Genomic DNA, 23,394 nt, shown 5'->3' on the forward strand with positions numbered 1-23,394 from the left:
CCGGCGCCTCGCGATCGTCCCAGCGCCTCAAACGAGCAGTGTCCTCACCCGAGTCCACCCCCTGTTCCGCGCATGATCCAAACGAATGGCCCTAGGCGCGCACTCCGAGGCTCCGAGAGTGCAGGTTTGGGGCGCTGCGGTGCCAGTGGCCGGTGAGTGCGGTGAGGCGCGCGGTGGCGGCTCGAGGGCTGATGGCGGGTGTCGGGAGCGCCGAGGGCGCCTTCCAGGCGGGTGCGCAGCGCTGTGGCGACATCGGCCCATCGCAGACCGGCCGCGGGTGGACGGGACAGGCATCGGGGAATCTTTCAGAGGTCGCGCTGAAGGCATTCGACAGGCCGAGGGTGCGGGATCCTGGCGAACGTCCGTCGGCGACGGCTCCCACGATGCTGTACGAAACAGTGCTGGACGATACTCGTCCTGTGGAGCGGTTCGAGCAGGCCCGGGCAGCGGAACAGCTCCGGGATTGGGTTACAGCCATCGCGTTGGTAAGCGCACACGCCGAGTGCTGTTCCCCCGATCCCGACAGGCACGACAACCATCTGTGGCACATGGATCTTCTCGCTCGTGCGGAACGGCTCTCGGAGTTCACACAGCGCGCGCTCACGGATGTCCACGCACGTAGGAGCCTCAACAGATCTCTTCGCGAGCGGGGAATGGAGGCGGCGCTGCGCAACCGTGCCAAAGACGGTGATCATGGTGTTCTGTACATTCTTGTTCGGCTGCTGTGTGAGACGAGTCGGGCCCAAGAGGCCCATCGAACGGCCCAGAACCTCGGCCCGGACGATCAGTACGCGCACCGGATCGTGAGCAGCTTTCGATCGCCATCGAGCGGTGCACAGTGACGCTCGGCACCTGTCTTATGCGACCTGTCAGGAGACGGTTCGTGGGGTTCGTCATTCTCGGGTGGAGCTGAGTCAGGGCAGACGTCGCGCTATTCGGGTGGTTACTGCTTCCTGGCGAAGCTATCAGTGTCGATCTCGATAAGGATGTCGAGTTCGACCAGGCGTTTCAGCTTGGCGCGGGTGCCTTCGATGCTCTTCGGTCGTTCTGGCACCACTTCTGTGGTGCGGTCACGTCTGGCGATCTGGCGAGGGGTGCCGCCCGGCACCTGAGGGCCCGCAGCAAGTCTCGGCAGCATCGAGCACCTGACCGTACCCGGCACCCCGACCCAGCGTTGGGAGCACGCCCAGATCCCCGCAGCGGGTACCGCGGGGCTGCTGCACCGCTGCGAGGAGGCTCGCGCAGCCGGATGACTCCTGATGATCGAGTATCACAAAACGCGGCCGAAGAATGAATCGACACATCACCGCTCGTCAAGGGATGGCTGTCGAGCGAGGAACTCCTCGAACGCCGCCTTCTGCTTCGGATCCATGAAGCCTTGGCGGACATTGCGGGCCTGTTCTTGGAGCCAGTGCGCCTCGGCAGGGTCCAAGAGCTCGGCGACCACCACGCCTCCGCGGGCGACCGCCGTGCGCCCTCCCACGCGACGACGAAAAAGCGTGAACGCGCCGAACTCCGCTGGGTGGGCCAGTTACGGCATCGACGCGGTCGATCGAGCGTTGGGCACCGCGGCGACCGTCGAGCGGTTCACCGAAGGCGACGTGATGGCAATGCCGGTCCACCAGGTCGAGCACAACGACTCCGAGCCGACCGGGCCCGGCGAGCAACAACACAGCCTGCAACCGCGCGGCTCGGCCTGGTCAGGATTCGGATCCGACGGCTGAGGCCCCGTCGGCACCGGCCGGCTGGCCCGGCACGGTCAGCTCTTCCTCGCGCAACCCCCACGACGGACTGCCACCGGGGCCGGCCGGCACCTCCAGAGTGAACGGCGCGTAGTCGTTGAGGCTGTCGCGCACCGTGAACCCGGCCGAGACCAGGATCGCGGTGATTGCCGCAAGCATCGCCTCCAGCACCACCCGCTGATGCTCGAACGCCGGATCGTCCAGCAGGTTGAGCTTCACCGCACGCACCACACAACTCTCCAGCCGCGGGCTGGACCTCCAGCCCACCGACACCCCGCCGGCGTCGTCGTCGAACGGGTCGACGTTGACCTCAACGCCTTGTGACAGCGCCGGATCCAGCCCCGACGCCACGACCGGCAAGCCGGCGGCCACTAGTTCGTCCCGCACCCGGGCCGCGATGCGCTCGCGCTCGGCCAGAACCTCAGCACCCGCCTTTTCCAACATCTCGGCAGCCTAGCCGAGGGCTGTCCGCGCCGATCAGGAAGACCCTGCCCGTGAACGACGCCAGCAGCACCCCGTCCCTCCCGCGTCCTCGAAACCCGGGCCCCGGCGTCCGCGGCCGCCGCGACCTCCGGCGCCGCCCGGGACGAGACAATCGCGCTGACACGCAAGCTCAAGCTCCCGCACAGCCGCCGGGCCCCCGCCCCAGACCGTCCCGGTTGCCAAAGCCCGGCGCTGGGACCCGCCGAAGTCGTCCGGGCCGTACTCGCGGAGGAAGCCGCCGGGCGCGCTGCCGCCGACCTGCGCACACGCCGCCACCGCACGCCCCTCCCCCACCGGCAAGACCTTCCACATGCTGCAGAAGGCTTCTACCGCCACGCCACGACCGGCCACCCGAGCCGACTCACGCACTGGAGGCAGCCGGCTCCGTACCCTGGCAGCATGCGTATGCGCCCCACTCTGCACTGGACGCCTCCCGAGGATCTGCCGCCGGGCACCACGGATCCCGGATCGGTCATCGATGCACTGAGCGCCGGCGGTGTGCTGGTGCTCAGCGGGGCGGGCATCTCCACACAGTCGGGCATCCCCGATTACCGGGGCGAGGGCGGCAGCCTCCGCCGGCACACCCCGATGACCTACCAGGACTTCATCGCGAGCCCCCAGGCCCGGCGCCGGTACTGGGCGCGCAGCCACCTCGGCTGGCGCGTCTTCGGCCGCGCACGGCCCAACGTCGGGCACCGGGCCGTGGCCGCGTTCGGGCAGCACGGTCTGCTCTCCGGGATGATCACGCAGAACGTCGACGGCCTGCACCAGGCCGCCGGCAGCGAGGGCGTCGTGGAGCTCCACGGGAGCCTGGGCCGGGTCGTCTGTCTTTCCTGCGGTGCTCGCAGTACGCGGCGTGAACTGGCCCGGCGGCTGGAGGAGGCCAATGCCGGCTTCGCGCCGGTGGCCACCGGAATCAACCCGGATGGCGACGCCGACCTCACCGACGAACAGGTCGGAGACTTTCACGTGGTGCCGTGCACGATCTGCGGCGGCATCCTGAAACCGGATGTGGTGTTCTTCGGCGAGTCGGTTCCCCCGCAGCGGGTCGAGCACTGTCGCGAGCTGGTGCACGCGGCGGCCTCGCTGCTGGTCCTGGGCTCCTCGCTGACGGTGATGTCCGGCCTCCGGTTCGTCCGTCAGGCGGCCCGGGCCGGTACACCAGTACTGATCGTGAACCGGGACCCGACCCGGGGTGACGCGCATGCCCTCACCCGGGTCGCGCTCCCGCTGGGCACGGTTCTGACCACCGTGGCCGAGCGCCTGGGCATCCCCGTCGAGGATCGGACAGTGGACTGAGCAAGGTCGTTCCGGTGGCGGGATGACGCCGGGACTCGACCGCGTCGGCCCGTCTCGGCGATGCGAGGCGGTGTGGAGAGGCAAAGCCCTCGGTGTGCCACCTCATGTTGTAGGTGCCACGGTCCCGGTCAGTGCGCGGCGGGGTTGTTCTGGTCGTCGAGGAGGGGGCTGTGGCGTTCGGTGAGTGGGCCGAAGCCGAGATCTTCGCGCATGAGCTTGCGCATCCTGGCGGCTGCTATGCCGCGTGCCTCCCAGCGGGCGCGATCCTCCGGGCTGCTGACGGCAGTGCCGTCGATGTAGCCGTCGCAGATGCGTCGCAGGCAGTGGAAAACGCTGTTGGATGCCTGGACGACGGGTTGGGGCGCGATGAGCCACATCCGTTCCGACGCGGTGCCTATGCCTGAATCCCGAAAGGCCTCGCGCAGCGCGAGCGCCCGCTCGCCGTCGGAAGGATGCTCCCGCTCGGCCAGAGACCGCAGGGCCTCGCCGAGGATCTTCACAGTGGTGGTGTACTGCGTGTAGATGTCGAGCCGCAGCCGCAGGGCTTCTTTGCCGTCCTCGTGCTTCCACCGATTCCGGTCGGCGACGAGAGTGGCGACGATGCCGATCGCGGCCCCGGCCAGGGTGGAGAGCAGTGGCAACCAGTCCATGCGGGCCAGCTTGGCCCATCCCGTGACGGCAGCACCAGATGGGCTTCGAGAACAAAGCTGTACCGTCGGCGCCGAGTGTCGATCACGTGCCGGCCCGTCCAGCACGCTTTCGTCCGGCCTACCAAGACACCGAGCTGCCACATCCACGGTACGGAGAGCTCTTCCGACCCAGGTGAAGCCGGTGCTCAAGCCCCTCATCCGTGGTCCGTCGATGCCTCCGGGCCCGAAGGCCGAAGGCCCATCGCGGAGCCACACGAAGGACTTCGAGCCGGCTCTCCGGCTCCCGCCGCGCGGTCGACGTCCTCGTGTACCCGATGCGTACCGGCCGCTCGGCACAGGGCGCGGATACGACGGCAAGCACAGGGCCCTGCTTCCATGCGCGGCCGGAGTTATGGGTGGCGATCCATGTCCGGCTTTCCTTTCTGTGTCCGTCGGGTGACCAGTTTGGCTGGGCACTGGCGCGCTGCGCCGGGCCTATGCCCCGTTGAGCCCAAGTACCAGTTCCACCATTACGGCCGCCGGCAGCGACGGATTGGCGGCAGCGGCTCGCGCCACTTGCCAGTCATCGTCGGCGAGCAGTTCGACGACGACTTCTGGCGGCAGGGCCGGATGCCCGGCAGCCACCCGCCGTGCCTGCCTGTCCGTCAAACAAGCGAGCAGTGCTGGGCCGGTCGCGTTGCGGTGCCGAGCGATCTCGCGCAGCGCCTTCCGAACAGGCGGTAGGTGTCTGGTCAGGGCGTCCAGCAGGGTGGATGGAGTCTCCGGGTTGGCAGCCACCTTGGCGACGACTCGGACTCCGTGGCGTTCGACCATGGACCGCAGTTGGGTCTCCGAGAGGCCCGGATGCCGCGCGATGGATTTGACCACCTTCGCGTCGGGGTCGTCGGCCAACACATTGCGGATCTCGGCCGGCAGATCGGGCCGTTCGGCCAGGAGCATGCGAACCACCGAACTCGACGACCTGGACAAGCACTCGATCTCGGAAGGAGAAGCGGAGGTGATCCGCGGCAGTAGGGCCGAGCCGATCTTGGTTGCAGCGGCCAAGTCGAAAAGCACGTCGAGCGGCACGCGGGGGTTGTGCGCCAGTCTGCGCTGCACGTCGTGACCGCGGTCGGCCGCCAGCACTCGGATCAGTGCGTCGTCGATCGCCGGGTTCTCCGCGAGTTCGGCTCGAACACCGGGAGCAGGGTCACCAGCGAGCCGCGCCGCTGTCTCCGGCGGCAGGTCGGAGCGGGCAGCGAGCTGGCAGCGCAGCAGCGCCGAAGGGTGGTCGGCGAACCCGAGCAGAGCCTCGACCGGTGTGGCGGGATTCCGCAGCGCCTGCTCCGTCATCTCGTGGATGGTGGACTCGTGTGCGCCAGCGCATGAGGTACCGGACCGCAGGTCGCAGTCAAACCGCGGACAGTACGAATCGTGTGTGTAGGGCGTCTCCTCGTCGTCGCAGACCAGGCACCGCTCTGCCGGTGGCAGCCCCTCTCCGGTGATCAGCATGGCCAGGACCTGCGGTGGTGTCGCTTCATTGGCCGCTACCGCGCGGCGGACCTCGGCATGCGGATGGCGCGCAAGACGGGCCGCCAGGTCCGCCGTGGCCCACAACGCGAGTTCCGCGACGACCCGTACGTCCGGGTCGGCGGCGAGCGTCTCTCTCACATCGGCCGGAAGTCCGGGGCAGGCGGCCAGCTTCTCCCGGCGCCCGGCGTCGGGGTCCTGGGCGAAGAGCCGCGCCCACTCCGGGTCACCGGAACACTCGTCGAGCAAGGCGAGCGCGGCCTGCGGCTGAGTGAGAGGGTTGATGTCGGCAGCGGTCAGCCGGCCCTCGTACGCAAGTCGTACAGCGCTTTCCTCGACTCGCGTGGCCAGGTCGACCGCCTGCTCGCGGCTGAGGTCGGCGCGGCCGGCGAGGCAGTCGGCGATGTCCGCGTCCGCGATTGCCATCAGGCGCGCAACCAGCTCGAATGGCAGAGACTCATTGACGGCGAGGCCGCACAGTACATGGTTCACAGCGAGACATCCTGCCCCGAACCGCAGTCGAACGGTCACTGGATTTCGACGTCCACGAGCCGCTGCCGGCATACGACCACGTTCTGAGCGCTTCAGGTGGCGAAGCCCGCCAGCAGAAGCGTTCGGTCACAGCGGTGACCACGGCTGCGAAGCGGCTGACCAGGGCGACGGCCCACGCTGATCGACGCCCTGGTCGCCTCCAGGTGCCTGTCAGGCCTCCTCGTCGTCATCGAGCACGGCCGCGTCCGGGTCCCGCAGCGGGCACCGGGAGAGCCGCCTGCCAACTGCGTTGCGATGAAGCTGTAGCGCCCCGGGACGTTGAAGTTCTTGTGCTTGGACGGAGACAGCCGGGCCGCGTTCTCGTTGCGGATCTGGTGGCACTCGGAGGAGGAGTTGTCGGTGGTGACCGTCTCCGGCTTCACCCCGCCGTCCAGGTTCAGCAGGGCGTCCAGGATGAACGGGGAGTCGCACGGAGTACCAGGCACCGCCATCTGCTCCTCTTCGTGGAGTACTTGGGACCGGGGGCGGCGTTGATGGTGCGGCCGGGGACGAGGAAGTGCAGGTCGTCGACGGAGGCAAGCAGTCCCCTGCCCCAGTGCTGCACGATCGGTACCCGGGCCTGGGCGTCGATCAGTGCGGCGTTCGCCGCGGCGACGGTGTCGGCGCGCAGGTAGTACTTGGTCGACGTGGACGAGCCGGACCCGGGTGAGCGCCTCATGGATTCGGGCTGATGACCGAGGTCATGCCGATGGTGCATGCCTCGCTCACAAGCAGGGCGACGACCGGAGTGGTTAGGTGCTTCATGTGGGTACGGCCGTCGCCCAAGTGCGCGAAGGCGTCCAGGAACCCCGTCCAGGCGTGCCCCCCGGGGCCGGCGGTCCGGGCCACCGCCCGTGAAGCCCCGCACGCGTGAGGCGACCTGCCGCGACACCGCATCCCGGGGTCCGACGCCGACTGCTCCGAACGGGGGCAGGTCAACCGCGCCCTCGATCGGTGCCACGTCCGGGCCCCGTGTCCGTTCTACGATCCGCCGGGGGCGGTGCCGAGATGCGAGGTGCGGTTCATGGCTGTGCTGGTGTCCGTCAACGTCGGGCTGCCGCGTGATGTCACCTGGCGTGGACGCACCGTTCACACCGGTATCTGGAAGGCACCCGTCGCGGGGCCGGTGACGGCCCGGCGCCTGAACCTCGACGGTGACGGCCAGGGCGACACCGCCGGCCACGGCGGGGAGATGCGGGCCGTCATGGTGTACCAGCTCGACTCCTACCGATACTGGGCAAAGGAACTGGGACGCAACGACTTCGTCCACGGCCAGTTCGGCGAGAACTTCACCGTGGAGGGCCTCGCGGACGGCGACGTGTGCATCGGCGACCGCTACCGCATCGGCGGCGCCGTGTTCGAGGTGAGCCAGCCCCGCGTCACGTGCTACCGCGTCGGGATCCGGATGGACGAACCGCGCATGGCCGCGCTGCTCGTTGCACACAAACGGCCGGGCTTCTACTTCCGCGTCGTCGAGGAGGGCGACGTCGCCGCCGGCCAGGAAATCGTGAAGATCGCGGACGGACCCGGGCGCCTGACCGTCGCCGAGGTCGACGCCCTGCTCTACCTTCCCGGGCCGCCACGCGAGCGCATCAGGGCCGCACGGGACCTCGCCGCCCTGAGCCCCGGCTGGCGGGAGTCGTTCAACTCGATGCTCGACCAGAGCGAGTCGGCCTCCGGCAATCCCGGGCTGCAGCGCAACAGCGTGTCCCCGCCGCCGGCCTGGCCCGGATTCCGCGCGCTGCGCGTGACCGCCACCACCCCGGAGAGCCGGACGATCACCTCCTTCCACCTGGCCGACCCCGACGGCGCACCATTGCCCACGGCGCTGCCCGGCCAGTACCTGACGCTGCGTCTGCCCGCCGAAGGGGACGAGTCGTCCGGACCGGTGCGCTCCTACTCGCTGTCGGGGCGGCCCGGAGCACCCGAGTACCGCATCAGCGTCAAGCGGGAACCGCACGGAGCGGCCAGCACCTGGCTGCACAACCGCACCAAGGCCGGCGACACCCTTGAAGCCGCCGCTCCGCGCGGGGCGTTCACCTTGCGGGCCGAGGAGGACGGACCCGTGCTCCTGGCGTCCGCAGGCGTGGGCGCCACACCCGTGCTCGCCATGCTCCACGCGCTGGCCGACGCGAGCTCCGCACGCCAGGTGTGGTGGGTCCACGCGGCACGCGACGGCCGCGAGCACGCCTTCGCCGGGGAGGCCGCCCAGCTGTTGGAACGGCTCCCCGCAGCCCGCTCGCGGGTGTGCTACAGCCACCCGGCCGCGCAGGACCGGCTCGGAACGGACTACACCGACCGCGGGCACCTGAACCGGGACACCCTCGCCGAGCTGGCGTTCCCGGACACGACCCAGGCCTACGTGTGCGGGCCGTCCTCCTTCATGGACGACGTACGAGCCGCCCTGGAATCGCTCGGCCTGCCCGCCGAACGGGTGCGCACGGAGGTCTTCGGCGCCGGGGCCTCCCTCACGCCCGGCATCGCCGCCGGGCCCTCCCGCCCGCCGCACGCGCCGCAGGGCCCACCCGGCACCGGCCCCCTGGTGTCCTTCGCCCGCAGCGGGCTCAGCGTGCCCTGGCACGACGGCCACGGCAGCCTGCTGGAGTTCGCCGAGGCCTGCGACGTCCCCGTCCGCTGGTCGTGCCGCACCGGGGTCTGCCACACCTGCGAGTCCGGGCTGCTTTCCGGAGCGGTCACGTACGACCCCGATCCGGTCGAACCGCCCACGACCGGCGACATCCTGATCTGCTGCTCCCGACCCGACGGCGATGTGACACTCGACCTGTGAACCCGGCGCGCCATCCCGACCCGCTGAAGGGCCAGACCTTGTCGACAACGGACAACCCCGCCCTCCGGCGCACACGCTTCACCCGCGCCGAACACGGCCCCTCCCGCACGGCCGACCTCCCCGACCTCATCGCCGACTACCTCGCCCTGTTCCTGAGCGGTATCAACCCGGGACTGGCCTCCGCCGCCGGACTGCACTTCGCCAACCCCGGCAGCCGGCTGCGGCCCGCCCTGCACCAGGCCTGATTCACCCCCGCCGCCTCACCGCCACCGACGAGCACGAACTGCTCCCCCTCGGCATCGGCATCGGCATCGGCATCCGCATCACCAGCCTGGTGACCAGGCCCGCCGCCGGCGTCCGGCGACGACGCCCGGCGTGGCTCGCCGTGCTCGGCATCACCGCCTGCCGCGTCGTCTTCGACGCACCCCACGCCGTGGTCGGCCCCCGGCCCCTGCCCCTGGCCGCCACCCGGGTGTGGGCGCTGCCCAACCCCAGCGACCTCAACGCCCACCACCCACCGCGACGACTGGCCGAGGAAGGATCCGGCGGCGGCCGGCCGCAGTGAGGGCGTCGATCCGGCGGTCGGGCCTCTGCCCGCCGTTGTGAAGGCATGCACGGGCCGTCCTCGCTCACGCGGCCGACAACACCCCGCTGTCTGGCCCGCGGACGCGGCTGCTGGTGGCGGTGATGGTGCCTCTGCGCACCGCGCACACCGGCACGCGGAACCTGGTCGGCCAGAACCTCACCTGGCCGTACCTGAGCGAGACGCGGGACAGGATGGGCCACCAAGCCGGGTCTTGTCCTGTACCTCGGGGGGCTGAGCAGCGCGCGGGGCACGAGGTGTTGGGGAATGTCAGGTGTTCTCATCGGGTCAACGCGAGCAGTTCATCGATCACCGGCTCCTCACCACCGTTTCCGAGGTGGGCGATGGCCGCGAACGGGGCGATCACCTGACTCCAGGCGTGGAGGCGGTCGTCATCGAGCCCGCAGGCCGCCGCCACGCGCGCGCAGCGGGTCTCGACGCCTTCCAGCCCGGCGCCGGCCAGGACGTAGTCCACGGCGTCGAAGCACGGATCACCCACACATGCCTTTGGGTCGATGGCCATCAGACCGCGCCCCGCGCCACCGTCGAGCACGTTGCCCAGGTGCAGGTCACCGTGGAGCAACACGGTTGTCGCTTGCGTGTCCAGCAGCCGCTCGCACCGCTGGATGGCCCTGCTCCACGTGGTGACGTCGATACGTGCACTGATCGCAGGCTCGGACAGCCGCCTGCCCACACGAGCGAAGGCCTCCTCGCACCGGCCGCGCAGCACACGCGGCCGCGGAGGCGGAGCGACCCCGTGCAATGCGGCGAGCAGAGCCGACCACTGCCCGGAAAGCGAAGCAGCAGGCATGTCCTCCGCCGGCGTTCCGGGCACGACCGCTTCCAACACCATTGCGCCCGCGTCCTCGTCGACGGCCAGTACAGAGGGCACCCGGCCCGAGGCAGCGAACCACCCCAGCATGCCTGCCTGCTCAGCCAGAAGGGCCCGATCCGGACTGAGCTTCAGCACCGCGGGCGTGCCGTCGGGCCATTGGCACCGCAACGTGATCGACGAAGCACCATCCGGGAGGGATTCACCGAGGGAAAGATTCCAACGGGACGTCAAGCGTGCAATCAGGTACGGAGTGTCAGCGCACCATTGAGCAACCTGCGGACCAAATCGACGCACCAGCCGCGTAGTTACGCTCTCCACGTCCACCAATAGTCGTTTCATACGGCCCAGTCTGCCGCTCCCTCGGTCATGTGGCCCCTCGACGGCGCGCCGGCCCTCTCGACGGTCGGGAAATCGGAGCATTCCGGGACCTGCGGAGTGGGGTGGTCCGACTGTCGCCAACGGAAGCGGCCCGGCGGACAGCATCTGCGCAGGCAATGGCAATGCATGGGCGGATCGCACCGGCGTGTGCAGACTCTGACGTTCCGCCGATTGTCGTGGTGACGCGGGAATTTCGTGTAGCGGCGAACACGGTCCGCAAGTGGCATCGGCGCTTCCCAACCGCCCGGCTGGACGGGTTGGTGTTCTGGTCGCGGCCAGGCCGATCGCCCACCACACGCTGCACTTCACACCGATCGGTTCGTCCTGGATCACCCAGGTGGAGCGGTGGTTCGGCTTCCTCGCCGACCAAAAGGTCCGCGGCGGCCCCCGCAGAAGCATGCGTTCCCTGGAAGCCGTCATTCATGAGTGAGTCACGGAGTGCAACGAAGAACCAATACCACTTCTGGACCAAGACGGCTGAGGAGATCCTCGACTCCCTCGCCCGCTTCCGCCAGCGGATCTCCGGCACAGGACACCGGCCCAGGGCTAACCTCTGCGTGTCGGCACAGGTCGGGGGCCATGGAAGGTCAAAAGGCGTGGACTTTCGTCAGATCGAGTATTTCAGGGCCGTCGTGGAGGCCGGTTCGGTTTCGCAGGCCGCCAAGAACCTCAACATGACGCAGCCGCCGGTGAGCCACGCCGTTGCGAAGCTGGAGGGCGAGCTCGGGGTACGCCTCCTCGAACGCACGGCGAAGGGCGTCCACCCCACCCAGGCCGGGCTCTACCTGCTGTCCAAGGGCGAACGTCTGGTGGCCGACCGGGACCGTGCCGTGGAGACGCTGAAGCTGATGGGCCAGGGCGCGGTCGGGGACCTGCGTATCGGCGTGGAGCCCATGGTCATCAACGAGATCGTCGCCGACGTGCTGGCCGAGTTCCTCGACCAGGCCCCTGGTGCCCGAGTCAGCCTGACCGACGTCACTCCCGACCTCATCGTGCAGGGAATTCGGGACGGCCGGCTGGACATGGGGTGCATTCCCTTCGGCCTCAGCCAGTTCGCCGGCTTCGTTACCGATTTCTGCGACTCCTACCCCATCTTGGGGATCGACATCAAACTCGCCGTTCCCCGGTATCGAGCGCGCGAGGACCACCCCGGCGGAAAAGGGTGGGGGCGCTGGATCATCCCCTATCGCATTCCCGCGTTCGTGGGAATGCCCGAGGTCGTCGAGAACGCACTCGTGGGTGACGAGACCTTCGAGGTACTGGAGGTCTCCACGCCGCAGACCGCCGTCGCCTTCGTCGCCGCGGGGCTCGGCGTGGCCCCCGTCACCCAGCGGATCGCGGGCAGGACGGACGCGGTGGCCCTTCTCGATCCCCCGCGCTGGCTCGCCCCGATGCAGGCCACGCTGCTGTGGCGGCGGGACGCCGAGATCAGCCCGCTGATGCGGCACTGGATGGAGGCGACCCGCGTCGTCGCCGAGCACCGGCGTGCACTCAGGTCATGAGTAGGGGTGGTACACGAACCCCGCCGGGGCCGTGAGCGGAGCCGTACGGCGGACGCGGCGTTGTGCGAAGGCGCGTCCTACGCGAGGACACCCCGCCGAAAGGGAGCCATACATAAAACTATGGCCCCCTCCGTTGCGTCGGGTATGGGTCACGCGGGAAAAAGCGATGGCTCATCTCGCGCAACGAGATGAATTTCCTGTGACGTGCCTCACTTCCGGGGTTGTCCCGGCCACCCCTCGCCCTGCCCATCGGAGCAGGAAATGCCAGTTCAGGGGCACTTTGCCTGCCGTTCACCGACTGGTGTCCGGCTCGTCCGCCGCCACCCTCGCGCCCCTCACCCGCTCCCGGTTCCTATTGCCCGTGACTAACCCCCGTGGAAGCCTTCCGGCAATTCGAAGCCGCAGGAAACTTCGGATCGGCGACTCAACTCCCTTTTCGCGGGCAGCTGATCGCGCAAGATCTGAATCCGGCGTGCACCATTGCCGTCGGGGAGAAGATGGGGTTTTCGTTCCATGAGCACGGAGAATGCAAATCAGTCGCCATCCGGTCTGACCGGCCGTGAAAACGTCCCCTTTACCGGTTCCGAGTATCTGGAGAGCCTGAACGACGGGCGCGAGGTCTGGATCTACGGCGAGCGCGTCGAGAATGTCGCCGAGCATCCCGCGTTCCGCAACTCGGCCCGCATGATCGCCCGCATGTACGACGCGCTGCACGACCCGGCACGCAAGGACATCCTCACCGCGCCCACCGAGGACGGCGGTTTCACCCACCGCTTCTACCAGGCGCCGAAGACCGTCGAGGAGCAGGTGGCCTCGCGCGACGCGATCGCCGAGTGGCAGAAGATCGCCTGGGGCTGGATGGGCCGCTCGCCCGACTACAAGGGCTGCTTCCTCGGCACCCTGGGCGCCAACGCGGAGTTCTACCGCGGCTTCGAGGACAACGCGCGCAACTGGTACCGCAAGGCCCAGCAGAAGACCTGGTACATCAACCACGCGATCATGAACCCGCCGGTCGACCGCGGTCTCGGCGCCGACGCGGGCAAGGACGTGTTCATCCGGGTCACCCGGGAGACCGACGCGGGCTTCTACGTCACCGGCGCCAAGGTGGTTGCCACGGGCTCGGCCCTGACCCACTACACCTTCGTCGGCCACGTCGGCCAGGTCGCCGTGCAGGACCCGGCCTTCTCGCCGGTGTTCATCATGCCGACGAACTCCCCCGGTGTGAAACTGCTCTGCCGTACGTCCAACGAGTACCGGGCCGCCGTGCTGGGCAGCCCGTTCGACTACCCGCTGTCCAGCCGGCTGGACGAGAACGACGCCATTCTGGTCCTCGACGACGTGTTCGTCCCCTGGGAGAACGCGTTCATCTACAACGACCTGGAGCAGGCGAACAAGTACAACATTCACTCGGGTTACCTGGAACGCGCCTCCCTGCACGGCTGCACCCGCTTCGCCGTCAAGATGGACTTCCTGGTCGGCATGCTGGCCCGCGCCCTGGACGTCACGGGGGCCGGCCAGTTCCACGGCGTCATGTCGCAGCTCGGCGAGGTCATCGCCTGGCGCAACACGTTCTGGGCGCTGTCGGACGCGATGGCGAAGAGCGCGGTGCCGTGGAAGGGCGGCATGATCCAGCCCGATCCGCAGTTCGCCGGTGCGTACCGGGTGATGAACCAGCTGGCCATGCCGAAGATCAAGAACATCATCGAGCAGGTCGTGGCCAGCGGGCTGATCTACCTCAACTCGCACGCCGACGACTTCAAGACCCCCGAGATCCGCGGCTATTTGGACACCTACGTGCGCGGCACCGGCGGCATCGACGCCGAGGAGCGCGTCAAGGTCATGAAGATGCTGTGGGACTCCATCGGCACCGAGTTCGGGGCCCGTCACGAGCTGTACGAGATCAACTACATCGGCAGCAACGACGTGACCCGGCAGACCAATCTCTTCGGCGCGCGGGGCAGCGGGCTCCTCGATTACTGCAAGGACTTCGCCCAGAGCGCCATGGACGAGTACGACCTGGACGGCTGGACCGTGCCGGACCTCGTCGGACCGGACGACGTCAGCATCCTCAAGAAGCGCTGACCGCCCGTGGGCCCCCGGCCGGGGAGCCCACCGGGCCGTGCCGTCGAACCGCAGCCGTTCGGCAGGAGGCCGGGCTGTGCGGCATCCGGCGCGTGCGGACGCGAGGCAGAGAATCGCGCCCGTACCAGACCGACGGGAGCGCCCCCAGCCGTGCGAGGAGCGTGCACGCCGGGCGTCGCGCAGCAGACGACAGTTCGACGACACGGCCCAGTCCATCGGCGATGAACCGAGCGCGGCATCGCGCTCCCACCCACCACAGGAGGATCCGTGGCCACGGCAATCGATGCTGCCCAAGTCACCTACGAGGCGCCTGATCTCCAGGTGATGGAGAAGTTCCTCACCGCGTTCGGCATGACCAGGGCCGAGGGCAGCGACGACCAGACGCTGTACATGCGGGGAACCGGAACCCAGCACCACATCCACGTCACCCGCAAAGCCGCCAGGCAGCGCTTCGTCGGCGCCTCGATCGAGGTCGCCACACACCAGGACCTGGTCGAACTCTCCGCCAGACCGGGGTCCTCCCCGATCACCGAGTCGACGGAGCCCGGAGGCGGCCAGATCGTCTCGATGACCATGCCGGACGGCATCGAGATCCGGGCGATCTGGAACCGGGACAAGGCCGAGCCGATCGCGGACCGTGAACCGTTCGTGATGAACAACATCCGGGACAAGAACCGGGTGAACTCCTTCGTCCGTCAGCCCGTCGCACCCTGCACCATCGCCCGGCTCGGCCACTTCGTGCTCCACGTGAAGGACCACGACGCGTCGATGACCTGGCTGAACGAGCGCTTCAACTTCCTGCCTTCCGACTACTTCCTGCCGCCGGACCAGGACGGTCCCGTCGTCGGCACCTTCGTCCGGCTCGACCTGGGTGAGCAGCTGGTGGACCACCACTTCATGCTCGTGCTCCAGTCCGACTGGGTGGGCGTGCACCACAGCGCGTTCGAAGTCACCGACATGGACGCGGTCATGTCCTCGCACGACTACCTCCTCCAGCAGGGCTACAGCCTGGACGTCGGGGTCGGCCGCCATCTGCTCGGAAGCCAGATCTTCGACTACTGGAAGGACCCGTTCGGCTTCCGTATCGAGCACTACACCGACGGCGACACCGTGGACGGCAGTCACCGGCCGGGAAGGTTCAACGGCACCGCCAGCGACACCACGCAGTGGGGAAACCGTCCGCCGCTGGAGTTCTTCCAGTGAGCGGCGAGAGGCGCACGGAGCACGCCGAACCAGTACCGGCGGCGTCCGGCGAACCGCTGCCGCGGCCGATTCACGAGCCGCTGTCACCGACCGTCCGCGAGCAGTTGGCGCGGGCCGGCTCGTCCACCGTCGCCAACATGCTGCTCCGGCACGGCCTGCGCAACGTCCTGATGACCGGAGTCCGGCCCCTGATCAGGGGCGGAGCGCCGATGGTCGGGCCGGCCAGCACGCTGCGGTTCATCCCGGCGCGCGAGGACCTGGACACCCTCGCCAACTACGCCGGCAGCGAGAACCTGCACCGGCGCGCGATCGAGGAATGCCCCTCCGGCTCGGTGCTCGTGATCGACGCGTTCGGCTCCAGGGCTGGGGCGTCCATGGGCGACATGATGGCGGCGCGGCTCCAGCGGCGCGGTGTGTCCGGTGTGGTCACGGACGGCGGCTACCGGGACTCCGGCGCCATCGCCGAGACCGGGCTGCCCTGCTTCCACCGGGGCAACGCGCCCGCCGCGACGCCGATCGCCCTGCACCCGGTCGCGCTGGACGAGCCGATCGGCTGCGGTGGAGTGGCGGTCTACCCCGGCGACGTGGTGCTGGGCGACGACGACGGGGTCGCGGTGATCCCTCGCCGTCTGACCGCGGAAGTGGCGGCCCTGGCCGCCGATGCCGCCGCGTACGAAGAGTTCGCGGCTCTTGAGATCCGACGCGGGCGGTCCCTCTTCGGGCTGTTCCCCGCCACGCCGGAAAGCCGCCAGGAATACGACACATGGGTGGCATCGAACCGCCCGGGTTTGGAGTGAAACGGTGAACACAGATCCCACGACCATGAAATCGCTCGAAGTCCTGATCCACGCCGCAGACCTCGACGACGCGAACTGGATCGACTACCCCGACTACGGGTTCCGCCAGTACTTCCTCTTCAAGAACCCCGGGACCGGCGCCAGCATCGCGCTCCTGGAGTACGAGAAGGGCGGCACGATCCCGACCAGGCACACGCACGCCTCGAACCAGTTCATGTACTGCCTCGAAGGCGACTACGAGTACACCGACTCCGGTCTGCGGCTGCGCCCCGGTTCGTTCTACATGAACCCGAAGGACCACCCCCACGGCCCGACGCTCGCCCACGAGCGCAGCGTGCTGATCGAGATCTACGACGGCCCGCATTACTACGAGAAGCCCGAGTACCACACCGACGAGACGATCGGGGACTTCCTTGCGAAGGACTGAGGTGCCCAAGCGCAGCCAGGAGTTCGCCGGAACCGCGCCATCTGCGGGGAGTGAGGAAAAGTGACGATGACCGAGACCAACAACACCAACGGCACGGCCGGTAGGGCCGGAGCCCTGTTCGACACCGGGAAGGTGCTGGCCGCGTTCGGCCTGGACCAGGTGCATTCCGGCACCTACGCGGACGCCCTCGGCTGGGGCGCCGTCGAGGAGCGTCCGGTCATCGAGGCGGTCTGCCCCGCCGACGGAAAGCTCGTGGGACGGATCGCCGCTTCCGACGCCGAGGACTACGAGCGGATCGTCGCCGCCGCCGTCGAGACGCAGAAGAAGTGGCGCATGGTTCCGGCGCCGCGCCGCGGTGAGTTCGTGCGCCGGATCGGCCAGTTGATCGAGGAGAACATCGACGGCCTGGCAGCTGTCGTCTCTCTCGACACCGGCAAGTCGACGATGGAGGCCAAGGGCGAGCTGCGCGAGGCCGTCGACATGTCCACGCTGGCCGCCGGCCAGGCGCGGATGATGTACGGCTTCACCCAGCAGTCGCAGCGCGCCGAGCACCGCATGTACGACCAGTGGCTGCCGCTGGGCGTGATCGGGCTGATCAGCGCGTACAACTTCCCGGCTGCCGTATGGGCGCAGAACGGGTTCCTCTCCGCGATCGCCGGCAACACCGTGATCTGGAAGCCGAGCCCCAAGGTGCCGCTCACCGCCATCGCGGTGCAGAAGCTGGTCAACCAGGCGGCGGCGGAGATGGGGTGCGAGGGCGTCTTCTCCCTGTTCATCCCCGCCGACAACTCCGTCGCCGAGCGGCTGATCGCCGACACCCGGGTCGCGATGATCTCCTTCACCGGCTCCACGGGCGTCGGACGCAAGGTGGCCGAGATCGTCGGATCGACGCTGGGGCGCCGGTACCAGCTGGAGTGCTCGGGCAACAACGGCTGCATCGTCGACGAAACCGCCGACCTCGAACTCGCGGCGAAGGCGCTGACGTTCGGCGTGGTCGGCACCACCGGCCAGCGCTGCACCAGCACCCGCCGGGTCATCGCCCACCGGAGCATCGCCGACGAGCTCGTGGAGCTGATGAAGAAGTCCTTCGACCAGATCACCATCGGGGACCCGAGGGATCCGGACACCGTCGTCGGCCCGCTGATCGACGCGCAGGCGGTGGAGGACTACCGCAGCGTCCTCGCCCGCGCCGAGCTCGACGGGGCCACCGTGGTGCACGGCGGCCGGGTCATGGACCGGCCGGGGCTGTACGTGGAACCGGCGATCGTCACGGGTGTGGAGCCGCACTTCGAGATCGCCCAGTCCGAGACCTTCGTCCCGATCGTCTCCGTGCTGGTCTACGACGACCTCGACGAGGCCATCGAGATCCACAACGGCGTGGCCCAGGGTCTGGCCTCGGGCATGCACAGCACCGACCTCAACCACATCGAGACCTTCCTCTCCGCCCGGGGCAGCGACTGCGGCATCGTGCGCGTGAACATGGGCACCACGGGTGCCGACGTCGGCGCCGCGTTCGGCGGGGAGAAGGAAACCGGCGGCGGCCGTACCGCCGGTTCCACCGCGTGGCAGGGATTCATGCGCCGCCAGAGCGTGTGCGTGAACTGGGGCGGAACGTCCGCCTGGGACAGCCGGATCGACCTGTGAGGACCGACGAAACCATGAAGAAGGAACGATTCTTCTCCGACGCCGTACGTGAGCCGGCGGACAAGACGTGGTCGAACTGCCTCCGCGTCGACGACCTGATCCTGATCTCCGGCATGACCGCGCGCGGCAAGGACGGGGAAACCCTCGTCGGCGACACCGCCCACGAGCAGTCCAGGGTCGTCTTCCAGAAGATCAAGGACCTGGTCGAGGCGGCCGGCGGCGTCATGGACGACGTCGTCAAGATGACCATCTTCGTCACGCACATGAGTGACAACGCCCAGGTGTGGAAGGCCCGCGAGGAGTTCTTCACCGGTAACTTCCCGGCCTGCTCGCTGGTTCAGGTCGCCGCCCTGGCCAAGCCGGAAATCCTGGTCGAGATCGAGGCCATCGCAATCGCGGGCTGCAGCAAGGACTGACCGAACACGGCGACGCCCGGCGCGTTCCCCTGCGGAACGCGCCGCGGACGCCCTCTCTTCTCCGATGGGTAGGAACAGTGTCGTCATCAACAACGAATCCCCCAGGGCCCACCGACTCGGCGCTGTCCGCCGCAGCCGAGGACCATGCCCTGGTGAGCGTTCCGGCGGCCGAGCGCCGAAGCGGCTACCAGCTCGCTCTCAGCCCGGTCAGCGTCGCCACCGCGCTCGTCGTCTTCGCCATCGCCGGCTTCACCGTCGTCCTCGCCGGTTTCACCGTGGGACTGATCGTCGGTGCGCTCGTCGCGGCCTTGGGGGTCTTCCTCGGCAAGGCACTCGGACGGATGGCCTTCGAGACCGGCATGTCCAGCACGATCACCTCCCGGTTCTTCGGGTTCGGCCTGCGGGGATCGTCGATCGGCTCGGCCATCTTCGCGTTCATGATCCTCGGCTTCCTGGCCATGGAGTCAGCCCTGCTCTACCAGGGCACACTGCTGATGTTCGACCTGCCCGACTCCTGGGCGATCCGCATCCTGCTCTACGGGCTCATGACCCTGTTGTGGATCGGGCTCGCCATCTTCGGGCTCAAGCTCGCACTGCGCGCGTCCGGAGTACTGACGGCGGTCACGCTCCTCGTCACGATCTACATGATCATTCATATCTATGTGATCGAGGGCGCCGACCCGATGAACGTGTTCCGCTACGCGGGGGTCGTACCCGGCGGCCTGTGGCCGAAGTTCGAGGCCGCGACATCGGTCATGGGCGCGACGGCCGGAACCATCGCCCTCGTCACGACGGACTTCGCCCGCTACTGCCGGACCCGCCGCGACGTCACGATTCTGGCCGCGGCAGGTCCGATCACCCAGAACGTCCTGATGACCGTCCTGGGATCGCTCGTCGTCATCGGCGGCATGCCCGATGTCGTCACGTACCTCATGGACCACGACGGGAGCATGACCGCGGAGGCGGCAGGCGCGGCCGGCAGCGACCTCGTCATGCAGAACACCGGCGCCTTCTTCGTGATCTTCGCCGCCTGGATGGGCTTCGTCACCATCTACGCGGCCCAGGCCAAGGCACAGGCCATCAACGCCTACTCCGGCTCGCTCTCGCTGGTCAACCTGGTCAACGCCCTCACCGACAAGAAGCCGGGCAGAGCGGCGATGGTGGTCGTCGGAAACCTCATCGCCCTGGTGATGATCGGCGCCGGAATCCTGGAGAAGTTCTCCACCTACCTCGCCTACCTCGGCGCCATGACCCTCGGCATGTGCGGCGTGATGATCGCCGATTACTACCTGGTGCGCAGGGCGCGGTACGACAGACGCACCCACCGGGTGGAGAAGTGGAACTGGGCCGGAGTCATCACGCTGGTCGTGTCCGCCTCCGTCGGCATGGTCCTGATGGCCACGGACGTCTTCGCCCTCGGCTTCCTGGTGTCGTTCGCCTCGGCACTCCTCCTCTACCCGCTGCTGCGGACCTGGCTGCCCGAGGGCACCGGTACCTCCTTCGCCGCCAGCGAGGACGCCGTCGAAGAAGCCCTCTGAAACCGGGGCGGCGGCCGCGTCCGAACGCACCTCACGCGGCCGCCGCCGGCCTCCGCCCACCTTGCCGGCCCATGTCCCTCCCCTCCGGCCCTGTCCGTCCGGCGCACACGGCCGACACTCCCTTTCCCGACCTTCACTCCCCACGCTCCCCACCCGCTCCGGCCCCGTACACGGGACCCCGCGACTCATCCAGGAGGTTCGCCGATGACCGACATCATGTGGGACGCCGAGATCTACGAGAAGGCTGCCGACGCCGCACCGCCCCCGTCGGACGCCGTACTCCCTCCGCTCCCCGATCCCCGCCAACTCCGCAACACCCTGGGCAACTTCGCCACCGGCGTCGTCGTCCTCACCTACCGGTCGGGCAACGACCACTACGGCGTCACCGTGAACTCCTTCACCTCGGTGTCACTGGACCCGCCGCTGGTGCTGGTGTCCATGCAACGCACCTCGCGCGCCTTGACCCACCTGCTGGAACGCCCTTTCGCGGTCAACGTCCTCGGGGACAACCAGCTCGACACCGCACTTCACTTCGCGGGCAAGCCCCAGGACCGGCCGATCGACTGGATCACGGACGGCCCGGCACCACGGATCGGCGGCTCGCCCGCCTACTTCCAGTGCACGCCCTGGGCAGCCAATGACGGCGGGGACCACGTCCTGGTGCTCGGCCGCGTGACGGCCTACGGCCAGCAGGACGACGCCCGGCCACTGCTCTTCTACCGGGGCCAGTGGAGCGCACTGGCCCAGGAATCCGACGACGGCACCGAAAACGGCGCCCGGTCCGAAAGGAGCCGGCCGTGACCCGCCCCACCACCCACGCACCCGCCGACTTCCCGGCCCTCCTGGCGCAGTTGGACACCATCCGCCCCCTCCTGCTGAGCGAGGCCCCTGACAGCGAGCGGCTGCGCCGCCCGACGCCCGCGGTCCAGGATGCCCTGCGCGACAGCGGCGTCCTCAGGCTGACCGTGCCCGCCGAACTCGGCGGTCTGGACGCCTCCCCACTCCAGACCCTGGAAGTGATGGAGAAGCTGTCCCACACGGACGCCTCGCTGGGCTGGCTCGTCCGGGCCCTGACGAGCGAGACCGCGACGGCTGCCGCCCACCTGGGCGACGAGGCCGTGGCCGAACTCTTCACCGCCGGCGCGGATCCGCTGGTGGCGGGCCAGTCCGCTTCGTTCACCGGCCGGGCCGTGCGCGTCACGGGCGGCTACCGGGTCAGCGGCGTCTGGCAGTTCGCCCCCGGCGTGTCCATGGCCACGCACCTCAACCTCTCCGCCACGGTCGAGGGGTCCGGGGAACGGGTGGTCTGCCTCGTCCCCCGGTCCGCCGTACGGATCAGCGACAACTGGGACATGCTGGGGCTGCGCGCGACCGCGAGCCTGGACTACCGGGCCGAGGACGTACTGGTCGAGGACGCGTACGTGTACGGCATCGGCCCGGGCAACGCCCGTCGGGGCCGCCCAGCGAACCGCCTGAGCCCCGCTCTCTCCGCCGGCCTGCACCAGGCCGCCTGGTCACAGGGGGTCGGCCGGCGCATGCTCGACGAGCTGCGCGAGCTGACCCTGCGCAAGGACCCGGCGCAGGAGTCCCCGGTCACCAGCGACGAGTTCTTCGGCGAGTTCGCCCGCCACTTCTCACACGTCCGCGGCACGATGGCGCTGCTCCGCGAGACGTGGCGCGAGAACGAATCGACGCTCTCGACCGGGGCACGCCTCAGCGACGAGCAGGAGACCATGTCGCGCCTCGCGTGCAGCCTCGCCGGCCGGACCGCGGTGGAGATCAGCCAACTCGTGCACCGATTCGCCGGAGCACGGGTCATGCGCGACGGCGTGCTGCAACGCTTCTTCCGCGACAGCCACGCCGGCAGCCAGCACCGGGGCTCGTCGCACATCGTGACGCAGAAGTGCGGCCGGATGCTGTCGGGCACCCTGCCCGCAGGCGCGCACTGGGGATTCTTCGACCTGGTCGTCCCCGAGCACTCCGCCGTCGACGCCTGAACACGCCCTGCCGGAAGAGAAGGAGAAGACATGAGACTGGCAACCGTGCGCACCGCCGACGGGACGATCGCGGCCCGTCTGGACGGAGATGCGTTCACCGAGATCCCCGGCCACGCCGATGTCGGCACCCTGCTGGCGAACGAGAACTGGCGTCGGCTCGCGGCCGACGCCGACGGGCGCCGCGTCCCGGCCGCCGGAGCCACACTCGACACGGTCGTGCCGAAGCCGTCGAAGGTACTGTGCACCGGCCTCAACTACACAAGCCACATCGAGGAGATGGGCCGGGGCCTCCCCTCCCACCCCACCCTCTTCGCGAAGTTCGCCGACACCTTGACCGGGCCGTCCGACCCCGTGGCCGCCGTGCCGGAGGACCCGGAGATGGACTGGGAGGGTGAACTCGCCGTCGTCGTCGGCCGCACCGCGTACCGGGTGGACGAAGAGGAGGCGGCCCACTGCATCGCCGGATACACGGTCGCCAACGACATCTCGATGCGCGGCTGGCAGTACCGCACCACGGAATGGCTCCAGGGCAAGATCTGGGCCCGCTCCACCCCGGTGGGCCCGGTCCTCACCACGTCCGACGTCTTCGACCCCACCACCGCGACGTTGTGCACCACGGTCAACGGCACGACGGTCCAGGAACACGCGATCGCCGACCTCCTCTTCACCCCCGCCCGGCTGATCGCGTACATCTCCACCATGCTCCCCCTCCGGCCCGGCGACCTCGTCCTCACCGGCACCCCCGGCGGCGTGGGCCGGGCCCGCACCCCGCGGTGGTACCTCAAGACGGGCGATGTGGTCGAGGTGACCATCGACGGCATTGGCACCCTGACCACCCCGATCACCTGAACCGGCCGCTCCGGCCTGCCGGGCCCGCACCGGCCGTGATCCGGACGGCGGGGCCCGGCGGAAGCGGACACCGACAGGAACCGCTCCGCGCCTCCGCCCGGCAGGACCACAAGGGCCGTTGCCGGTATCGGCCACGGCCGG

The 23,394-nt window shown here is 68.9% G+C and carries 23 protein-coding genes and 2 pseudogenes; 18 read left to right on the plus strand and 7 right to left on the minus strand.

Translation table 11 applies throughout. The annotated features are described in order from the left end of the window. The first annotated feature begins 383 nt into the window (after nucleotides 1-383). Nucleotides 384-842: a hypothetical protein gene (locus tag AB0D53_RS35620; protein ID WP_362453463.1), complete on the plus strand. Its 459-nt coding sequence runs from the start codon at nucleotides 384-386 to the stop codon at nucleotides 840-842. Nucleotides 843-943: 101 nt separating this feature from the next. Here AB0D53_RS35620 and AB0D53_RS35625 read toward each other — a convergent pair whose 3' ends face one another. Next, on the minus strand, nucleotides 944-1,138 hold the full coding sequence (locus AB0D53_RS35625) for a hypothetical protein (protein WP_362453464.1): 195 nt from the start codon (nucleotides 1,136-1,138) through the stop codon (nucleotides 944-946). A 165-nt stretch (nucleotides 1,139-1,303) separates the two neighbouring features. Next, a pseudogene (locus AB0D53_RS35630) lies at nucleotides 1,304-1,531 on the minus strand (hypothetical protein); the annotation flags it as partial. Here AB0D53_RS35630 and AB0D53_RS35635 point away from each other — a divergent pair. Next, complete coding sequence (locus AB0D53_RS35635; RefSeq protein WP_362453465.1) at nucleotides 1,500-1,724, plus strand: hypothetical protein; 225 nt, start codon at nucleotides 1,500-1,502, stop codon at nucleotides 1,722-1,724. The pseudogene AB0D53_RS35630 and the gene AB0D53_RS35635 overlap by 32 nt on opposite strands. Here AB0D53_RS35635 and AB0D53_RS35640 read toward each other — a convergent pair. Beyond that, entirely contained in the window at nucleotides 1,701-2,186 is a 486-nt protein-coding gene (locus tag AB0D53_RS35640) for a hypothetical protein (RefSeq protein WP_362453466.1), read from the minus strand. The two genes, AB0D53_RS35635 and AB0D53_RS35640, sit on opposite strands and share 24 nt — an antisense overlap. Before the next feature lie 438 nt (nucleotides 2,187-2,624). Between AB0D53_RS35640 and AB0D53_RS35645 the strand changes: the two genes are divergently transcribed. Next, a complete protein-coding gene (locus tag AB0D53_RS35645; protein WP_362453467.1) occupies nucleotides 2,625-3,524 on the plus strand; it encodes an NAD-dependent protein deacetylase in 900 nt (299 codons plus the stop codon). Between the two features lie 128 nt (nucleotides 3,525-3,652). Here the strand turns inward: AB0D53_RS35645 and AB0D53_RS35650 are convergent, their stop codons facing one another. The 3 genes and pseudogenes from AB0D53_RS35650 to AB0D53_RS35660 form a co-directional block, all read right to left on the minus strand. Beyond that, nucleotides 3,653-4,174 carry a hypothetical protein gene (locus AB0D53_RS35650; protein WP_362453468.1) on the minus strand — a complete coding sequence of 174 codons (522 nt, stop codon included), beginning with the start codon at nucleotides 4,172-4,174 and terminating at the stop codon, nucleotides 3,653-3,655. A 474-nt stretch (nucleotides 4,175-4,648) separates the two neighbouring features. After that, on the minus strand, nucleotides 4,649-6,175 hold the full coding sequence (locus AB0D53_RS35655) for a hypothetical protein (protein ID WP_362453469.1): 1,527 nt from the start codon (nucleotides 6,173-6,175) through the stop codon (nucleotides 4,649-4,651). Between the two features lie 386 nt (nucleotides 6,176-6,561). Continuing rightward, nucleotides 6,562-7,036: pseudogene (locus tag AB0D53_RS35660) on the minus strand (Tn3 family transposase); the annotation flags it as partial. Between the two features lie 202 nt (nucleotides 7,037-7,238). Here AB0D53_RS35660 and AB0D53_RS35665 point away from each other — a divergent pair. The 3 genes from AB0D53_RS35665 to AB0D53_RS35675 all read left to right on the plus strand — a co-directional run bounded on the left by AB0D53_RS35665 (nucleotide 7,239) and on the right by AB0D53_RS35675 (nucleotide 9,567). Then, nucleotides 7,239-9,002, plus strand: coding sequence for an MOSC and FAD-binding oxidoreductase domain-containing protein (locus tag AB0D53_RS35665; protein WP_362453471.1), 1,764 nt, complete (start codon nucleotides 7,239-7,241; stop codon nucleotides 9,000-9,002). Next, nucleotides 8,999-9,247, plus strand: coding sequence for a hypothetical protein (locus AB0D53_RS35670; protein WP_362453473.1), 249 nt, complete (start codon nucleotides 8,999-9,001; stop codon nucleotides 9,245-9,247). The genes AB0D53_RS35665 and AB0D53_RS35670 overlap by 4 nt, the downstream gene beginning before the upstream one ends. A gap of 89 nt (nucleotides 9,248-9,336) precedes the next feature. Continuing rightward, on the plus strand, nucleotides 9,337-9,567 hold the full coding sequence (locus AB0D53_RS35675; RefSeq protein WP_362453474.1) for a hypothetical protein: 231 nt from the start codon (nucleotides 9,337-9,339) through the stop codon (nucleotides 9,565-9,567). 298 nt (nucleotides 9,568-9,865) lie between these two features. Here AB0D53_RS35675 and AB0D53_RS35680 read toward each other — a convergent pair whose 3' ends face one another. Further along, nucleotides 9,866-10,759: an aminoglycoside phosphotransferase family protein gene (locus AB0D53_RS35680; RefSeq protein ID WP_362453475.1), complete on the minus strand. Its 894-nt coding sequence runs from the start codon at nucleotides 10,757-10,759 to the stop codon at nucleotides 9,866-9,868. A 259-nt stretch (nucleotides 10,760-11,018) separates the two neighbouring features. On the opposite strand from AB0D53_RS35680, the gene AB0D53_RS35685 reads away from it, so the two are divergent. The 12 genes from AB0D53_RS35685 to AB0D53_RS35740 all read left to right on the plus strand — a co-directional run bounded on the left by AB0D53_RS35685 (nucleotide 11,019) and on the right by AB0D53_RS35740 (nucleotide 23,253). After that, nucleotides 11,019-11,228 carry a hypothetical protein gene (locus AB0D53_RS35685; protein ID WP_362453476.1) on the plus strand — a complete coding sequence of 70 codons (210 nt, stop codon included), beginning with the start codon at nucleotides 11,019-11,021 and terminating at the stop codon, nucleotides 11,226-11,228. A 166-nt stretch (nucleotides 11,229-11,394) separates the two neighbouring features. Further along, nucleotides 11,395-12,300: a LysR family transcriptional regulator gene (locus AB0D53_RS35690; protein WP_362453477.1), complete on the plus strand. Its 906-nt coding sequence runs from the start codon at nucleotides 11,395-11,397 to the stop codon at nucleotides 12,298-12,300. Nucleotides 12,301-12,813: 513 nt separating this feature from the next. Continuing rightward, a complete protein-coding gene (locus tag AB0D53_RS35695; RefSeq protein ID WP_362453478.1) occupies nucleotides 12,814-14,382 on the plus strand; it encodes a 4-hydroxyphenylacetate 3-hydroxylase N-terminal domain-containing protein in 1,569 nt (522 codons plus the stop codon). A gap of 267 nt (nucleotides 14,383-14,649) precedes the next feature. After that, nucleotides 14,650-15,585 carry a VOC family protein gene (locus AB0D53_RS35700; RefSeq protein WP_362453480.1) on the plus strand — a complete coding sequence of 312 codons (936 nt, stop codon included), beginning with the start codon at nucleotides 14,650-14,652 and terminating at the stop codon, nucleotides 15,583-15,585. After that, nucleotides 15,582-16,382, plus strand: a complete 801-nt coding sequence (locus tag AB0D53_RS35705) for a dimethylmenaquinone methyltransferase (RefSeq protein ID WP_362453481.1) — start codon at nucleotides 15,582-15,584, stop codon at nucleotides 16,380-16,382. The genes AB0D53_RS35700 and AB0D53_RS35705 overlap by 4 nt, the downstream gene beginning before the upstream one ends. A gap of 4 nt (nucleotides 16,383-16,386) precedes the next feature. Beyond that, nucleotides 16,387-16,809 carry a cupin domain-containing protein gene (locus tag AB0D53_RS35710; protein ID WP_362453483.1) on the plus strand — a complete coding sequence of 141 codons (423 nt, stop codon included), beginning with the start codon at nucleotides 16,387-16,389 and terminating at the stop codon, nucleotides 16,807-16,809. A gap of 66 nt (nucleotides 16,810-16,875) precedes the next feature. Beyond that, nucleotides 16,876-18,453 (plus strand): aldehyde dehydrogenase family protein, encoded by a 1,578-nt coding sequence (locus AB0D53_RS35715; RefSeq protein ID WP_362453485.1) that lies wholly within the window; start codon nucleotides 16,876-16,878, stop codon nucleotides 18,451-18,453. Between the two features lie 14 nt (nucleotides 18,454-18,467). Then, the gene (locus AB0D53_RS35720; protein ID WP_362453486.1) at nucleotides 18,468-18,869 is read left to right on the plus strand and encodes a RidA family protein; all 402 of its coding nucleotides are present in this window, start codon (nucleotides 18,468-18,470) and stop codon (nucleotides 18,867-18,869) included. Nucleotides 18,870-19,021: 152 nt separating this feature from the next. Beyond that, nucleotides 19,022-20,407 (plus strand): hypothetical protein, encoded by a 1,386-nt coding sequence (locus tag AB0D53_RS35725; protein ID WP_362453487.1) that lies wholly within the window; start codon nucleotides 19,022-19,024, stop codon nucleotides 20,405-20,407. Between the two features lie 204 nt (nucleotides 20,408-20,611). Beyond that, the gene (locus AB0D53_RS35730; protein ID WP_362453488.1) at nucleotides 20,612-21,208 is read left to right on the plus strand and encodes a flavin reductase family protein; all 597 of its coding nucleotides are present in this window, start codon (nucleotides 20,612-20,614) and stop codon (nucleotides 21,206-21,208) included. Further along, entirely contained in the window at nucleotides 21,205-22,404 is a 1,200-nt protein-coding gene (locus tag AB0D53_RS35735; protein ID WP_362453489.1) for an acyl-CoA dehydrogenase family protein, read from the plus strand. Before AB0D53_RS35730 ends, AB0D53_RS35735 begins: the two co-directional genes overlap by 4 nt. Before the next feature lie 30 nt (nucleotides 22,405-22,434). Beyond that, complete coding sequence (locus AB0D53_RS35740) at nucleotides 22,435-23,253, plus strand: fumarylacetoacetate hydrolase family protein (protein WP_362453490.1); 819 nt, start codon at nucleotides 22,435-22,437, stop codon at nucleotides 23,251-23,253. Nucleotides 23,254-23,394: the final 141 nt, after the last annotated feature.

The sequence above is a fragment of the Streptomyces sp. NPDC048295 genome, from assembly GCF_040652135.1.
Classification (GTDB): Bacteria; Actinomycetota; Actinomycetes; order Streptomycetales; family Streptomycetaceae; genus Streptomyces.

What these genes read in the sequence shown, in the direction of transcription:
- AB0D53_RS35620 (WP_362453463.1), top strand. Translation starts at nt 384, where the DNA reads ATGCTGTACGAAACAGTGCTGGACGATACTCGTCCTGTGGAGCGGTTC.
- AB0D53_RS35625 (WP_362453464.1), bottom strand. Translation starts at nt 1,138, where the DNA reads ATGCTGCCGAGACTTGCTGCGGGCCCTCAGGTGCCGGGCGGCACCCCT.
- AB0D53_RS35640 (WP_362453466.1), bottom strand. Translation starts at nt 2,186, where the DNA reads ATGTTGGAAAAGGCGGGTGCTGAGGTTCTGGCCGAGCGCGAGCGCATC.
- AB0D53_RS35645 (WP_362453467.1), top strand. Translation starts at nt 2,625, where the DNA reads ATGCGTATGCGCCCCACTCTGCACTGGACGCCTCCCGAGGATCTGCCG.
- AB0D53_RS35650 (WP_362453468.1), bottom strand. Translation starts at nt 4,174, where the DNA reads ATGGACTGGTTGCCACTGCTCTCCACCCTGGCCGGGGCCGCGATCGGC.
- AB0D53_RS35665 (WP_362453471.1), top strand. Translation starts at nt 7,239, where the DNA reads ATGGCTGTGCTGGTGTCCGTCAACGTCGGGCTGCCGCGTGATGTCACC.
- AB0D53_RS35680 (WP_362453475.1), bottom strand. Translation starts at nt 10,759, where the DNA reads ATGAAACGACTATTGGTGGACGTGGAGAGCGTAACTACGCGGCTGGTG.
- AB0D53_RS35695 (WP_362453478.1), top strand. Translation starts at nt 12,814, where the DNA reads ATGAGCACGGAGAATGCAAATCAGTCGCCATCCGGTCTGACCGGCCGT.
- AB0D53_RS35715 (WP_362453485.1), top strand. Translation starts at nt 16,876, where the DNA reads ATGACCGAGACCAACAACACCAACGGCACGGCCGGTAGGGCCGGAGCC.
- AB0D53_RS35720 (WP_362453486.1), top strand. Translation starts at nt 18,468, where the DNA reads ATGAAGAAGGAACGATTCTTCTCCGACGCCGTACGTGAGCCGGCGGAC.
- AB0D53_RS35730 (WP_362453488.1), top strand. Translation starts at nt 20,612, where the DNA reads ATGACCGACATCATGTGGGACGCCGAGATCTACGAGAAGGCTGCCGAC.
- AB0D53_RS35740 (WP_362453490.1), top strand. Translation starts at nt 22,435, where the DNA reads ATGAGACTGGCAACCGTGCGCACCGCCGACGGGACGATCGCGGCCCGT.